The organism is Marinobacter nanhaiticus D15-8W, from assembly GCF_036511935.1.
GTDB classification, from domain to species: Bacteria; Pseudomonadota; Gammaproteobacteria; order Pseudomonadales; family Oleiphilaceae; genus Marinobacter_A; species Marinobacter_A nanhaiticus.
This window is the reverse complement of the sequence record NZ_AP028878.1, coordinates 1,609,146-1,624,193: the sequence shown is the minus strand read 5'-3', so window position 1 is coordinate 1,624,193 and position 15,048 is coordinate 1,609,146. Positions and strand designations below refer to the sequence as shown.

The 15,048-nt window shown below is 55.4% G+C and carries 13 protein-coding genes; 7 read left to right on the top strand and 6 right to left on the bottom strand.

Annotation, left to right across the window (positions count from 1 at the left end; genetic code table 11):
• Nucleotides 1-170: 170 nt before the first annotated feature.
• Nucleotides 171-977 (top strand): SDR family NAD(P)-dependent oxidoreductase, encoded by an 807-nt coding sequence (locus tag RE428_RS07305; protein ID WP_004581334.1) that lies wholly within the window; start codon nt 171-173, stop codon nt 975-977.
• Between the two features lie 130 nt (nt 978-1,107).
• Here the strand turns inward: RE428_RS07305 and RE428_RS07300 are convergent, their stop codons facing one another.
• Complete coding sequence (locus RE428_RS07300; protein WP_169334066.1) at nt 1,108-3,033, bottom strand: fibronectin type III domain-containing protein; 1,926 nt, start codon at nt 3,031-3,033, stop codon at nt 1,108-1,110.
• Nucleotides 3,034-3,371: 338 nt separating this feature from the next.
• Nucleotides 3,372-4,424, bottom strand: a complete 1,053-nt coding sequence (locus RE428_RS07295) for a helix-turn-helix domain-containing protein (protein ID WP_004581332.1) — start codon at nt 4,422-4,424, stop codon at nt 3,372-3,374.
• 538 nt (nt 4,425-4,962) lie between these two features.
• Here RE428_RS07295 and RE428_RS07290 point away from each other — a divergent pair.
• From RE428_RS07290 to RE428_RS07275, 4 genes are all read left to right on the top strand, one after another.
• Nucleotides 4,963-5,523: a LemA family protein gene (locus tag RE428_RS07290; RefSeq protein WP_227500281.1), complete on the top strand. Its 561-nt coding sequence runs from the start codon at nt 4,963-4,965 to the stop codon at nt 5,521-5,523.
• The gene (locus tag RE428_RS07285) at nt 5,523-6,272 is read left to right on the top strand and encodes a TPM domain-containing protein (protein WP_004581330.1); all 750 of its coding nucleotides are present in this window, start codon (nt 5,523-5,525) and stop codon (nt 6,270-6,272) included. The genes RE428_RS07290 and RE428_RS07285 overlap by 1 nt, the downstream gene beginning before the upstream one ends.
• 60 nt (nt 6,273-6,332) lie before the next feature.
• Entirely contained in the window at nt 6,333-6,950 is a 618-nt protein-coding gene (locus RE428_RS07280; protein ID WP_004581329.1) for a TPM domain-containing protein, read from the top strand.
• Between the two features lie 131 nt (nt 6,951-7,081).
• On the top strand, nt 7,082-8,062 hold the full coding sequence (locus RE428_RS07275) for a transposase (protein ID WP_004581328.1): 981 nt from the start codon (nt 7,082-7,084) through the stop codon (nt 8,060-8,062).
• Between the two features lie 734 nt (nt 8,063-8,796).
• Here RE428_RS07275 and RE428_RS07270 read toward each other — a convergent pair.
• The 4 genes from RE428_RS07270 to RE428_RS07255 form a co-directional block, all read right to left on the bottom strand.
• On the bottom strand, nt 8,797-9,948 hold the full coding sequence (locus tag RE428_RS07270; RefSeq protein ID WP_004581327.1) for a hypothetical protein: 1,152 nt from the start codon (nt 9,946-9,948) through the stop codon (nt 8,797-8,799).
• Complete coding sequence (locus tag RE428_RS07265) at nt 9,945-10,442, bottom strand: DUF4365 domain-containing protein (RefSeq protein WP_004581326.1); 498 nt, start codon at nt 10,440-10,442, stop codon at nt 9,945-9,947. Before RE428_RS07265 ends, RE428_RS07270 begins: the two co-directional genes overlap by 4 nt.
• A gap of 112 nt (nt 10,443-10,554) precedes the next feature.
• On the bottom strand, nt 10,555-10,971 hold the full coding sequence (locus RE428_RS07260) for a DUF4844 domain-containing protein (RefSeq protein WP_004581325.1): 417 nt from the start codon (nt 10,969-10,971) through the stop codon (nt 10,555-10,557).
• A 632-nt stretch (nt 10,972-11,603) separates the two neighbouring features.
• Nucleotides 11,604-12,395, bottom strand: coding sequence for an enhanced serine sensitivity protein SseB (locus RE428_RS07255; RefSeq protein ID WP_040882569.1), 792 nt, complete (start codon nt 12,393-12,395; stop codon nt 11,604-11,606).
• Between the two features lie 574 nt (nt 12,396-12,969).
• Between RE428_RS07255 and ilvG the strand changes: the two genes are divergently transcribed.
• On the top strand, nt 12,970-14,703 hold the full coding sequence (gene ilvG / locus RE428_RS07250) for an acetolactate synthase 2 catalytic subunit (RefSeq protein ID WP_004581322.1): 1,734 nt from the start codon (nt 12,970-12,972) through the stop codon (nt 14,701-14,703).
• Entirely contained in the window at nt 14,700-14,990 is a 291-nt protein-coding gene (locus RE428_RS07245) for an ACT domain-containing protein (protein WP_004581321.1), read from the top strand. Before ilvG ends, RE428_RS07245 begins: the two co-directional genes overlap by 4 nt.
• Nucleotides 14,991-15,048 lie beyond the last annotated feature (58 nt).

Genomic DNA, 15,048 nt, shown 5'->3' with positions numbered 1-15,048 from the left:
CAATCGGGATCGATCCATTTCAATTCCAACCCGACTCAAACTCCCCGGCGCATTGATCCCGTTGCACAACATACCGTACGGTGATTAACAGAGCGTGCAGTGCGACGAGTCGCTTCGCCACAAACCGCGCCTACCCTGCGCACACTCTCACCTGACGCTGGAGACTACCCATGGAGCTATCCGGCAAAACCATCTTACTGACAGGCGCCAGCCGAGGCATTGGGCGCGAAATTGCACTGGCCTTTGCACAAAAGGGAACAAATCTCGTGCTTGCCGGGCGTAGTGAAGATGCGCTTAACGAAACCCGGGCCGGCGTTGAACAGGCGGGCGGCGAAGCGATCGTCGTGCCGGGCAACGTGACCGATGCCGATTGGCGACAGTCAGTGATCGACAAAGCGGTTCAGGCGTTTGGCGGTCTCGATATTCTCGTGAACAATGCGGGCGTCGTTTCTGCCGGTTGGCTGGAAAATCTCTCCGAAGCCGATGTGGAGCAGCAGCTGCAAATCAACCTCACCGCTCCGATCCTGCTGACACGCGCAGCCCTACCCTCGCTCCGGAAAAGCACAGGCGCCGCCATCGTCAATATCTCCTCGATTTTCGGCCTGCTGGGCATGCCGTTCTACGCCACCTACGGCGCCACGAAAGCCGGCATCGCGCACTTCGGCGAAGCCATGCGCCGTGAACTCATCGATCAGGGCATTCATGTGATGACGGTGTATCCGGGCGCCACAGACACCCCGATGATGGAAACCGCCGGCCTGGGCGACAAGGCGGGCTTCGCCTATGACACGCCGCAAGGCGTGGCACAAGCGCTGGTGGAAGGCCTGGAGGCTGACGAGCTGAGCGTCGTCCGTGCCGACGAGAACAGTCAGGGCATGCTCGACGCCAACCAGCAGAACCCCCGGCAACTGGACAAGCAGATTCAGGAAATGAAACCGACGCTCGAGGAGGCCGTCGCGAATCACCGCAGCATGTGAATGGGCTAGGGAGCGCCGCGCCGTTTTACGACAACGGACGAGGCGGGGCGCCCCAGGCAGCTGACACTTAATCTCGTGCCTCTACTCAGCGGCCAATAGCTCTCCCCCGTTTCATCAACATTTGAGCCGTTCACTCAACAAACTCAACCGTCACGGTCTTCCACGCCATAGCTGACACCGCAATATGCAGTAGCCTACCTTCTGGCGGAGCTACGCCTTCCTCAAACAGAGGCTCATTCGCCTCAAGGGAAAAAGTCGATTCTCCCAAGCGTTTGGTGTAAACGTTCACTCTGCCGGTACGTGTATAGTACTCGAACTTTACATACTCCCCTTGCGTCCGAAGGGCAGTTCCGAAATGCGCTGTGTCGACGTGACGTCTTAACCCATCCCGGCCACTATACGCCCACTCATCCGCATACATCCCAAGTTCATGTGCTATAGGATAAATTTGCGGGTAACTCGCAAGCCCAAATGACATACCGTTCCGCGCTGGGTGGTAGCCATCCGCGACAATTTTAAACGTCCAGGTATAAACATCGTCCCTGTCGACGGGTAATGCCGGCCCTTGAATTATGCTGTGCCGGTCAACATTCGTTGGCCAGGTATAGGAGGTCTCGCCATTCGCAAACCTTAACTCTACGTCGCATTCCCTGCCGGTAACCAGTCCGAAGGCGCAGTCGCAGGTGTTGTTACTGGAACAGACCCCGCGGCCGCTGCATACGGTCGGATCGCTGGCTTTCTTGCCGTAGCAGACTGGCCCCGAGAGCTGTGGCGTTGCCGAAATCAGCGAGCTGGAGGCCCCATCGAGGTGACCCGTTGCGGTATTACCGTTGATGGCGAAATGGTATTTTGCGCCGTTGATGAGGTTATTGATCGTGAAGGGCGAGGCCGCCACATCCGGCTCAACATCGAAGCCTTTGGCGACCGCGGGGTTGTCCGGGTCGAACGTTTCGGTGGCGTAAGTGATGTCGTAGCTCTGCGCATCTTCAACAGGGTCCCAGCTTAGGGTGACCTGCCCCTCGCCTTTGCTCGCCCGCACATTCTGGGGGGCGGCCAGATCCACCCGAAAGCTGGCCGTGATTGTACAGTCACCGACGATATGACTAGCAGTGTAGGTGCCAGCGTTCAGGCTGCCGCCGCAGCCGTCGACCTTGTCCACGGCAAATCCTTTGGCGGGCGTCACTCCGAACGAAACTGCCTCGCCGTGTTGCACCGTTTGGCTGGACGAAGGGTCAACGGTACCACCCACACCAGCCTCGATGCTCACGGTATAACTGGTTGTTTCGAAGTGTGCAGTCACCATGCAAGCGGCCGTGATAGTGCCTGTGGTGAAGGTATTTCCGACCAATGTACCGCCGCAACCAGTGACGGACGCAATGCTGTAACCGGTGGCGGGTGTCACGATGAAGCTTGTCGACTTGCCGTGAACTACCGTTTTCCTGGCAACGTTGAAGGCGCCTCCGGTCCCGGTTCCTACCGAGGTTGTGACAGTGTGCCGGTATACGACGCCCGCCGGCACGTGTTGTTTCTCAATCGGCTGAGTTGCCCATTCAACCAGGTCTTCTACCCATGCTGCGAGTTCGTCACCGCCGTGGATATACTCGCGTGCGCTCGCCAGATCAAATTCAGGGGCCGGCTTTTTATCCACGTACACCCGCAGGAACGGGTCGTAATCCATGCCTGTGCGCGAATTGACCTTTGCCATGGCTTCATCGCGGTTATAGCCCCCTTCGCGCATCAGCAGAGAAACGGCGGTGGTGACGGGTGTCGCGTTGCAACGAACTGCCGTTACGCAGGGGGCCTCGAGAACCCCCGTGTAGGGCTTGCCATCCAGCAGACCGCCCTCTACTTCGATGCGGTAAGGCGGCGGGGCGCTCACGTCAACCTGGTAAAATCCTTCCGCATTGGTCATAGCCTTCCCTATCAATACGCCTTCAAGGCTATAAACGCTGACCGTCGCTCCGTCCAGCGGTCCATTAACGATGTAGCCAGATACCTCCAGGGGGCTTTCGGTGGTGGGAGCTTCAGTGGTGGGCGTTTCTGGCTCCGACGGCATGTCGGAGTCCTCAAGGCTGGGGTCATCGGACGAGGGCGCGTCAGGCGTCGATTCGCCCGTCGTCGGAGACTGCACCTCAGAAGAAGTCGCGGAATAGTCGTCATCGCAAGCCGCAAGGCCCAGAATGGCTGTCACAAGCAAAATGCGGCAGAACGCCGAGCCGAACGGTACTGTCATGGCTGATACTGACCCCGATGGTAAGGAGCAAATTCGAGTTTCCGTGCAGTGCGGCGGAACACACTGGCACGTAGACTGGAATTATCAGTATCGAAAGGAAGACTTGCTTGACGATGCGTCTCTGGTTTTCTTGACCCTCTGTCTCACGCGGGCCGTGATTACTATGACAGCTGTCTCAGCCAGTGGTGAAATTCAGGCGTCGACGAACTGGCCGGGCTTCCGGTAGGCAACCTGCCCGAACCTGACGCATCCTGTGCCTGACTGATCACATCGCTTGGGCTCAAGCCAAACGCTTGCTTGAACAGGCGGCAAAAGTGGCTGTGGCTGCTGAATCCCCAGCGCAAGGCGATGTCCAACACTTTGGCCTTGCCGCCAGGGCGGCTCAGTTCGTCGCGGCAGCGCACCAGCCGGCATTGCCGGATGTAGTTGGCCACACCGCCTAACGGGGCGAACAGGCGATAAAGTCGAGCACGGGAACAGTTGAAATGCTGACACAGCTGATCGGGCGTAAGCTCACTGCTCAGGTTGGCCTGGATGTAGCGCTGTATCGTCTCAAGCTTGGCGCTATCCAACGTTACCCCATGGGCGTTGCGTTCGCTGACGCCAGCGGCGAACGCCCCCACAATGGCGCCGAGCAACATAGGGTTAATGGCCTCGAGCTCTTCCATGGAAGCCGAGCGCACGTTTTGCCAGACGTTTAACAGATGGCTTCCCAGTATCCTGCCCAGCGGAGACTGCCCTTTCAGGACGGAACCACAAGCGAGCTTATGGGGCGGCACAAGGGAGAGCAGCAGTTCACGCGGAATAACAAGCGACAGGTTCTGCGATGCCCTGGCCCGTGTGGCTAGCGGCTGCCCCAGGTCCAACAGGCTGATATCCCCCGGACCGACCTGGAGCTGATGGAAGCCGTTGTAGCCCTCATAGCCACCCTTCGTGTAGAGCTGCACCAGAAAATGGTCTGACTCTGCCGAAGCGTGACCCGCGTCCCGGCGAAAGCGATGGGCAGAGAACTCGCTCTTACCAAAGAACATGTTATTTAAATTGAAGCTTTCCACGCGGGCTTCGAATGCGTGCACATCCCGCTCGGTTTCCGGAACGGCATCAAAAAGGGGTGACACGCCTTCTCGCCAGGCATCGAAACGGTCAGACGCCGGCAAAGCATCTGTCTTGAAAAGCGTATGCGGGACGGGGGCCAGGCTGCTGGTGCTTTGCATCAAAAGTGGTCGCCTCTGGTATACCTGTCTATCTTGCGCGCGAGAGTCTGGCCAATCCTGGCTCGACGCTTATGCTCTCCATAGACTCGGCAAAGGCGGCGTGTTGTGCCTTGATGCCCAGCGTGAACTTCGCCTCCAAACGATAAACATGATCATCACGATTCAGACATGATGACATCGTTGAAAAATCGATTCTGCCCTGTACGAACCGTCGTTTCCGTTGTCTTTTTGTTCACCGCAGTAGCAAGCGATAAAGACAGGAGAGATTGGGGCCAGCCGGCACCTATCTTAATCCAAGATAGATTTACCATTTACTTACCACCGCTCAGTAATGGCCCTGTTCCATAAGTGACGTTGGGCACGGATACGCTGGCCACCTTGAAAACATTGACCCTGCCCCCAACTAGAGGGTAGTTCGATGCTTCGGCCTGAGAGCCAGTCATCATCCCTTCTTAATGTATTCTCCACCGGGAAAAGCACTATGGGAATCGTTTATAAACCCTTTCAACAGTGGAGTGCCTGGAAGCTGGCACCGCTGATGGCATTGGTTCTGTTACTGAGTGGCTGTGGGATCAACAACATTCCCACTTACGATGAAAAAGTCACCTCTGCCTGGTCCCAGGTGGAAAACCAATACCAGCGCAGGGCCGACCTGATTCCCAACCTGGTGGAAACCGTCAAGGGCTTCGCAGCCCAAGAGCAGGAAACCCTGACAGCAGTCATTGAGGCACGCTCCAAGGCCACATCGATTCAGGTGGACGAAAGCATTCTCGACAATCCCGAGAAGCTACAGCAGTTCCAGCAGGCCCAGGGCGAGCTCAGCAGCGCCCTCAGCCGTTTGATGGCGGTGTCGGAACGGTATCCGGATCTGAAGTCGAATCAGAACTTCCTAGCTTTGCAATCTCAGCTCGAAGGCACTGAAAACCGCATTGCCGTCGCGCGCCGGGATTTCATTCAGGCGGTGGAACGCTACAACACCGAACTGCGCACCTTCCCGGGCAAAATCTGGCACAGCATTCTGTACAGCGATCTGGAGCCCCGCGCCAATTTTGAAGCCACCACGGAAAATGCCGATGAAGCACCCGCGGTGGAATTCTGATGGCTGTCCAGCTCCGCAAAAGCATGCTGTTGGTTTTACTGGTATTGCTGCCAGCCACCATCTGGGCCCAGTCCACCCCGAAATTTCCCGAACTGACGGGCCGTGTAGTGGACCGCGCCGAGATGCTGTCTCCTGACGTGGAGGCGCACCTGAGCCAGATGCTCCAAGCCCATGAGCAGGCCAGCACCGAACAGGTTGTAGTAGTTACCTTGCCAGACCTCCAGGGTTTCCCAATTGAGGATTTTGGCTACCAACTGGGCAGGCACTGGGGTATCGGTCAGGAGGGCGAGGATAATGGCGCCTTACTGATCGTGGCTAAGGAAGAACGCAAGATACGCATCGAGGTCGGCTATGGTCTCGAAGGCAGGCTCACCGATGCTGACTCCTCGGTCATCATCAATCGGATTATTACTCCGGCGTTCCGTCAGGGGAATTTTCAAGCAGGTATTGTTAACGGCGCTGAAGCCATGATCCAGGTGCTCGGCGGCGAGCCCATGGCCGTCGCGCAAGACCAGCAAAGCGGTGCCGTCCAGGAAAAACCCAAAGCCGGCATGGTTGCATTGGCCTTCATTATCATGATGGCCGTGGTGTTCGTGATCGGCAGTCGCGGTGGCCGCGGAGGGCGCGGTGGCGCAGCCCTGTTAGGCGCAGCTCTGCTGAGTGGCGGCCGGGGCGGCGGCTTCGGGGGTGGTGGCTTTGGCGGCGGCGGAGGTGGCTTCGGCGGCGGTGGTGCCTCCGGTGGCTGGTAGCTCTGCACCTAACGGCGAGTGCGCTGAATCCCTTCACCTGACAATGAGAATCACAAAATCATGACATTATTAAGCAAAACCGATCAGGAAGCCGTTACCGCCGCCATCAACGACGTGGAACGCGAAACTGACGCCGAACTGGTTACCGTACTGACGGCCCAATCCGACAACTACAGCTATATTCCACTACTTTGGGCCGGCATCCTGGCGTTGCTGGTGCCGGGCATTGCCAATTACTTCGGCAACTGGTTCGGTGCCGACATGCTGATGCTGGTGCAGTGGGGTACGTTCATCCTACTTAGCCTGCTGTTCCGGGTGCCCGGTATCAACACCCGCCTGATTCCCCGGCAGGTGCGTTACTGGCGGGCTTCCAACCTCGCGCGGCGACAGTTCCTGGAGCAGAACCTTCACCATACCGAAGGCTCCACCGGCATGCTGATCTTCGTTTCTGAAGCTGAGCGCTATGTAGAGATTCTGGTAGATCAGGGCATTGCCAATGTGCTGGACAACTCGGTATGGGAAGGCATCGTCGCCGACTTCACCGCAAAGGTACGCCAGGGTCAAACCCGGCAGGGGTTTATTGACTGCATTGCTGCTTGTGGCCAGCTATTAAAAGAGCATGTTCCCGCCACCCACGAGCGCAATGAGCTACCCGATCACCTGGTAATCCTGCCCTGATGAGCATGCTGCCACCCCGTTGGAGCGCTGACCCAGGCCTCCTCCTAGCTGGACACTCACAGAAAACATAGCCCGTCGCGCCACCTTCTGATACTGTTCATCCATACAGCAACCGAAAGAAGGAACTGCCAATGCCCCGGGCAAGGAAAGCCCAGGTCGCCCTCGAAGCGACACCCTATTATCACTGCGTCAGCCGCTGTGTCCGCCGCGCCTTTCTCTGTGGCCGGGATCATGTAACAGGTCAGGATTTCTCCCATCGCAGGGCCTGGATTGAAAACCGCCTACTCAAGCTCGCTACCGTCTTTGCCCTGGAAATCTGCGCCTACGCCGTGATGAGCAACCATGTCCACGTGGTGCTGCATATCAACCAGGCCGAAGCCGAACAGTGGTCTTTGAGAACGACCGTCGAGCGCTGGCATCAGTTGTTCAAGGGCACGCTCTTCAGCCAACACTACCTGCGGGGCGAGCCGTTGCGGGACATCGAACAACGCAAACTGGAAGAACAGGCCGAGACCTGGCGGGCCCGACTGCAGGACATCAGCTGGTTTATGCGTTGTCTGAACGAGGACATCGCCCGGCGCGCCAACCTGGAGGATGGCTGCACCGGCCGGTTCTGGGAGGGTCGCTTCAAGTCCCAGGCGTTGCTGGATGAGCAGGCCCTGGCTGCCTGCCTGGCATACGTCGATCTGAACCCCGTCCGCGCCGGCATCGCAAAAACGCCGGAGGCCAGCGGATTCACTTCGGTCAGAGCCCGTGTGCGACAACACCTTCGTGAAGCCCACTCCCAGCCCTTCGGCCTCTTTCCGTTTGCAGGCAATCCGCGAAATGGCATGCCGGCAGGGTTACCCTTCCGTTTGGAGGACTACCTGGAACTGGTGGACTGGACCGGCCGCCAGCTGAGGGACGATAAAAGAGGTCATATTACCGAAGGGTTACCGCCCATTCTCGAGCGTCTCGCCATCGATCCTCAGCATTGGCTCTACATGAGTCGGAGTTTTGAGAGCCGCTTCAAAGGATTGGTTGGTACCGCTTTCAGTCTAAAGACGGCCTGCCAGCAGTTGGGTTACCGACGAACCGTTGGCCTGGGTAGTTGCCAAGTACTGTTGGGATAGCCCACCTAAACCATACCACCACCCGAATCACCCCTGCCCTCCTTGAGTGGCAGCAGTCCTCTATTGTCCGAAATGTCGTATTGCCGGGTTTGCCCTACAGCAGAACGCGATTCGCTAATAATTTCCTGTCTGATCAAACCCATTTAGGTAGCATCGACGGGATTGATTACGGCAGTTGCGTGAGTCTGCCGAATCTTGGGTTCATTTTGAGGTGGGTGTCCTATTTACTGTCATACACATACTCAGACTGACAACTTGGACACGGGGGTAATGACATATGCTCTCGATTTCAGGATTTACAAAGCGCTGTATGATAAGCCGTCGTCGCTCAATTAGCGAGACAGGCAGCGGTGTTCCACATCATACCGCCCTCTGCTGTTTCTCAAGCCAAGCGGGACACCCATCAATATTATAACCTTCAGCTTGAAAGCAGCCTGCCAACAGTTGGGTTACCGACGACCCCCTGACCGGGGCAGCTGCCAAGTACTTTTGGGATAGCCCACCTAATCCAGTACTCCACTCGATAGTCCCTGCCCTCTTCGAGTGGCAGCAGCCCCGTTGAAGATGACGCCTTGCTAGCGGCCCGCCTTGTAGGACCCAATTAGATTTCTCAAGCCGGACGAGTGGGTAGGCGGAAGCTCGAGATTACGCCACGCTGATCAAAATTAAATCAATCCGCCCCCATCATTAGGAGCCGCCACTGCGCCGGGAAACTGTTCCCGTTGACGCATTGGCTAGTATTCGTCATCAAATAAATCCGGCTTATCCAAAACTTTAAAGCCCCGTGGATTCACCAAATACGCGGATCTGGGTGTTACGTGTAAATCACCTTGGCAAGTTACTGGTATATTTGGCTTGTGAGCTCTAACTGCTTCCCAATAGTCATCTAATCCTAGCTCCATTGAAATATTCTTCTCTGAACCATTGACCATAGAGCTCACCCTAACAGTTCCATAGTCCTCTGACGGCTCATGATCCATTCTCACCACCAAGCCATAAACTTCATAATTTCTAATTACATAATTACCTTTGTAATATTCCGAAGCAGTTTCTAGAACAGGAATATGGACCGTTGAAAACCTATGCAATGTGATTATCTCATGAGAGTCCTTTTCCGAGGGAGCTAGCTCAATGGATATCTCAACGTCCCTATTTTTTCTACTGCCACTAATCCCGATGAGGGCATCGCAAAGGTTAGCGCTTACACCGCTTGACACCACTTCCTCAAATGCCATTAGATCTTTGGTTTTCTCATATTTATTAATGGCTGATATGGTTGCTTGTAAACTTGTGGAGAGATTATTGCTCACTGATCTAGTAATAGACCTATCAGCCTCGAGAAAGCTTTCATGCGAAAATTTTATTAATGGCGCAATAACATTAACGACGTAACTACCACGCTCAGTTTGGCCAAACCTTAAAGTATCCAGAAAATCTCTTGCCGCAGCCGGCCAGCTTCCCGAGAAAAATTTCTTCTTTTTGAAGGCAGACAAAGTGGACGAAACCAATAGGTCTTTGGCTCTCTCAAACAAAAGAACGCCATCATCTATTGGGATAGCCCCGCCTTCCACATCGGGGCTAACAACCCTTACCTTGATTATGTCTGAATCATAGTTGATTATTTCTTCAGTAATTCTTCCAAAAGTTCTCTCTTCAAACTCCGAGATGACCTGTATTGCTTCACTCACTCTCAGGTAGTAATCGCGCAATTCCGAATTAAGAGGCTGGATTACCTCTAAGTCAAAATAGGCTTCTTCAGGCCTATGCCAAATTTTGGCCTTATTGCTTATTGCCCCATCATCTATCCAGCCGGTAGCAATCAAGTATTTTGCTAGTTGGTTCGGAACAATATCTTCTACGGCTCTGTTGGTCTCAAAGGAATTCATGCGGCCTCCTTTGAGCTAGCCATTTGCATCAGATAAAGTATGCTCTCAGAGGTGAGTCTCTGACTTCTGGGTATGTTTATGGTGACTTTTGATTTGTTAGAGACTTCAGGCATGTCTCTTAGTGAAATCCAATAGCAACAATGCTTTAGGACACTAAAAGCTGGTTCATGAACAAGCCAATCTCCGCAATCCTTCGGCACCACTAAAACAAAAAGGTACCTCGGGCAAATAATGTCCTCCCCTCTTAATTCGTTGTAGTTTTTGAGGGGAAGGGAGAACTTAAGATATTTCTCGTCTCCCTCGTCGATTGCAGTGCATTTCAGCTGAACATCAATTTGGGGGTTGCGGATCGCGGCTCTATATCCTCTGCCCCGAACAATAACATCGACGCTATCATCATCGACGTCCGGCTCAGAGCTTCTCAGCCCAGCTTGGGCGGCTAACGCTTTGACAAACGCCTTGCTGAACAATTCTTTTTTTAGGTTTTCGTCCATTTGGCAATCCGTATCCAAAAATTCCTAACGCCAAGGTAACCGGCGCCGGAGCGCTAGCGAAGGGAACCAAAAGCGGTCAGCTTTTGGCGTCCGGTTGACCGTATCGTTATGACTAAGATGGGTCAAAACCGTAACGCCATCGATTGAGTCTGCCCCCAGAACTTTGGATACCATAGATATCCATTATCTCCTCCATGTATGAGAGAGCACGATCCATCTCCTCAGAGTCCATAACAGCGTAGGCTCTTGCGGCTATTTCCATTACTTGCCAGAACTGTTCTTCCGAAGGGCCAGGCTTGCCAAATTTGATCAACGAACCGATCGCCCTATTGAGAATAGTCTCCGCTTTGAGCCTCTGGGATTCGCTCGGTGCCCCCGGATAAAACGAGCTCACGTCTTCATCAAACTTATCCCGCGCCTCGAGGCTTTCGAGACTGGCGATTACCTGTGGGGAATTTTCCAAAACGCTCTCTGCCTTTGCGTCACAACCGAAGAGAAAAAGAATGGCCAAAACAGTCGGTAACTTCATGCTCCTCCAGTCATAACGCCGCTAAGCACGCGCGGTTGCGGAATGGAGGCGAAGCCGCAATGCAGTAACCGTCGCCGTGACTTGCCTGGTTATGTGTAGGCCTGCTTAACAGCGAAGGCATAGTCCAAACTGCTTAGAACTGCAGGCTTCAGCTTGCAAAGGAGCCACCCAAGCCTAGTACAGACAATTTCGAAACTCTCCACGTAAGGCTCATTTGCCCATATGTAGATGTTCTTCTGAACCTCTCGGTCAGTGTCGGAACCGAAAGAGTCCATTAGCAAAGTGCAGTAACTTTCCCGCGTTGAGGCAGCGACAAGCATTAAAGTCGCTCCGCACTCGAAACTCGCCGAGTGCTTATCGTATGTGGCCCTGATCTGCTCATCACTGGGGAACCCATTCAGAGCATAGATAAAAAGTCCGCTCTTCGTGAGTCGAATTTGCTCGCAATGCAACCACACTATTCGGTGAGAAAACCCGTGCTTCTCAAGCTCTCTTCGGAACTCATGTAAGATACTGTCACCATTCATAAAGACACATAACGCCAAAATTCAGCAGCGGCCTTTGCGTAGCGAAGCGGAGGAAAGGCCGTCCGGTGGAGGGCCTTCAGGCCCGGAACGAACTGGAATGATTGGTTATGCCCGACCCGGACGCAGCATATTTCTCAATCTTGCCCCCCATTTACGCTGGTAAAACGGCTCGACGGATTCGTACATGTAACTCGCGGCGCCTGAATCTCCCCTGCTTACTTCAATAAAGTCGACAGGCTTTCCTGGAGGCGCCGTATCTGCAACAACAGATCCCGCCTCTTTCATAGCCGACGCCAGATCACCCTCCCCCTCAAATCCAACCAAAAGAGTCGGCAACTTATCAGTACCCTCCTCATGCATCATGCAAAGGTACGCTGCCTTTATATTTGAGTGCTTGGAAAGGAGCGAAGTAAGTGCTGAGACCATTCTCGCCGGATACTCGGCCGGTTGCCCCAGTAGTATACGCGTCGCTTCTTGCACAACTCGTTGGGTTAAAGAATGATTTATGCCGGTTTCCAAAAGAGCCTCAATCTCGTGTGGAAAGAACTCCTTCCCGTAATCGAGCTTGGGGTTAAGGTAAAGAGTTGACCCTCTAGTCATTTCGAAGAAGTCTCTAGCCGCCAAAGAGACAAAACTCGCTTCCTCGTCCAAAGTTTTTTGCAATGCTGAAAGACTAGTGAAAAAAGGTATTACTGCCGTTCCATCGTTTTTTTCCCAGTTTACGAGTGATAGCTTTTCTCCCTCAGCAACGGTTCTCAAGCCTTCGCCTGGAGAGTCGCTGAATCCCAGAACAAAAATTTTCGCCGCCAAGAGCTTCTTATAGAACATGGGACGACTCGAAGGGTCGTTTGCAGCCTGGATTAACGCCTCTTCGAGGTCATTCTGTGGGTCCATCATGAAAATTCCTTGGGGCATAACATTTGTATATCAGTCGCCAAGACCGATATCCCGGCGACCGATATTTCCCTTCCCAAATTCGCTTCAAACTAGCCCGCAACCCCCGGCACGTCAACGCTAGCGACACAATTGAACAAAACGTCACAGACGGCAAAACGGTCGTCACGACTGATATCCCCGTTTTTTCGGTGATACGCCAACCTATTGATACAGCTAAGAAATAGAGCTATCCCTAAAGACCTCCCAAAAATCACCGTCACCAAGACCGTTTTTCCAGCCAGCTCGAACCAACCACCTCTCCAAACCAAAAAAGGCTTGCCCCCACCTAAAACCTCGGGTTATGTTCTGTCCATCCAAACTGTTGTACTCAAAAGATTGATCCAATGATCCGTAACTCTGTTGTCGTCATCGTGAAGCTAGTCCTGGTGGTCGTGGTGCCATCCGGGGGCTTTTGCGTGGATGACAGGATGAGCTAACAACAGCCTGACTGAACACCGAAAGCCCCCGGCACCGAAAGGTCCCGGGGTTTTTTTTTTGCTGCAATTTTTGCCAAACGAGAAGAAGGGAAAATGACGTGAACGCTGCACAGCACATACTCGACACCTTGAGACGACACCGGATCGAAACGGTTTTCGGCTACCCCGGCGGTTGCATCATGCCGCTGTACGATGCGCTGGTCGCGGACCAGGCGGTGGGTGGTGTCGAGCATGTGCTATGCCGCCACGAACAGGCCTGTGCACTGGCGGCCGATGGCTATGCCCGGGCCAGTGGCAAGGTCGGGGTTTGTATCGCCACCTCCGGCCCTGGCGCGACGAACCTGATTACGGGGGTGGCCAACGCCCACCGAGATTCCATTCCCATGCTGGTTATTACCGGCCAGGTGCCGTCCGGGCTGATCGGTACCGATGCCTTCCAGGAAACTGACGTGTTGGGCATGACCCTGGGCATCGTTAAACACAGTTATCTGGTCACCACCGCCGATGAAATCCCGCAGGTGATGGAAGAGGCCCTGCAGCTGGCGGCTTCCGGACGCCCCGGGCCGGTCTGGGTCGATATTCCCAAGGATGTGCTGTTGGCAGAGGTCGCGCATGAACCCGAACCGTCGGATAGAGCGCCGGCCACCGATACTCTTGATCTCGACACGATTGATGCGGCTATCGCGATGTTGCGCGAGGCCCGGCGCCCCCTGCTCTACAGCGGCGGCGGCATCAGCCTGGCCAACGCGGAAACCGCTTTTCGACGCTTCGCCACCCAGTCCGGACTGCCGAACGTGGTCACCCTTAAAGGCATCGGCAACCCGGGCCGCGACAATAGCGATCAGCTCGGCATGCTGGGTTTGCACGGTTCGAGAGCCGCAAACATCGCTGTTGATAGCTGTGATCTGTTGCTGGTAGTGGGGGCCCGGCTGGACGACCGCGCGACCGGCGTCTTGAAGACCTTTGCCCCAAATGCCCGGCTGATCCATATCGATACCGACGCCGCCGAACTCAATAAGCTGCGCCCGGCGGACCTGGCTCTTCGTGGAGACCTGAATATCATTCTCGATGCCCTCGCTGATGGGCTGGGCGAGCAGCCGTTGGCGATCGACGACTGGCGCGAGCAGTGCCGCACCTGGCGCAAGACCCACGGCTTCCAGGCGGCGATCAACGAGGACCCGCATGCGCCCATTTCAGGGCCGGAGTTCATCCGGCAGCTTTCCGGCATTGCGCCCCGCGAGGCCATCGTGGCCTGCGATGTGGGCCAGCACCAGATGTGGGTGGCCCAGTACTTCAACTTCGACCATCCCCGCAGCCATCTCACCAGTGGAGGCCTGGGCACCATGGGTTTCGGCTTGCCCGCGGCAATCGGTGCGCAGTTTGCCTTTCCGGACCGGCCGGTGATCAACGTGACCGGCGACGGTTCCTTCATGATGAATGCCCAGGAACTGGCCACCATTCGTCGCCACAACCTGCCGATCAAGCTGGTGATCATGGATAACCAGTGCCTGGGCATGGTCCGCCAGCAGCAGGAGCTGTTCTACGGCAACCGCGAGAGCCAGATCAACCTGGACGACAACCCGGACTTCCTCGCCCTGGCCCGCGCGTTCGACATTCCGTCACTGCAGATCTCCCGCAGCGACCAGGTACGGCGTGGCATCCAGACCATCCTTGCCTACGACGGCCCGATGCTGCTGCACGTGGCCATCGACCGGGCGGAAAACGTCTGGCCCATCGTCAAGCCCGGTGCGTCCAACCGCGAGATGCTGGACGCCACCCATAGCCAGAAGCAGAAAAACCGCCAGGACCAACACAAGGAAAACGTGGCATGACAACGTCAACAGAGAACGCCAAGACCCACACCCTCACCTGTCGCATGGCCGCTGAGGCTGCCGCCATCGAACGGCTCTGTCAGGTCACGCGGATTCGGGGGTTCCGCATTGAACAGATGCAGGTTCAGACGGATGCCGGGGAACTTGAGATCAGCATGACGCTTTCCGGGGAGCGTTCCATCGATATGCTGCGCAGCCAGATCGAGAAGCTTCATACGGTGCTGTCATTGCAGCCCGAGGCAATGCCCTCGCCGGGGACGGCTGCGGACATGAGGCAGACCGCCTGATCCACCGCCGGGCCCCTCAGATGTCGGACGGGCCCGGCGGTCAGGCGTTCGGTTGGAG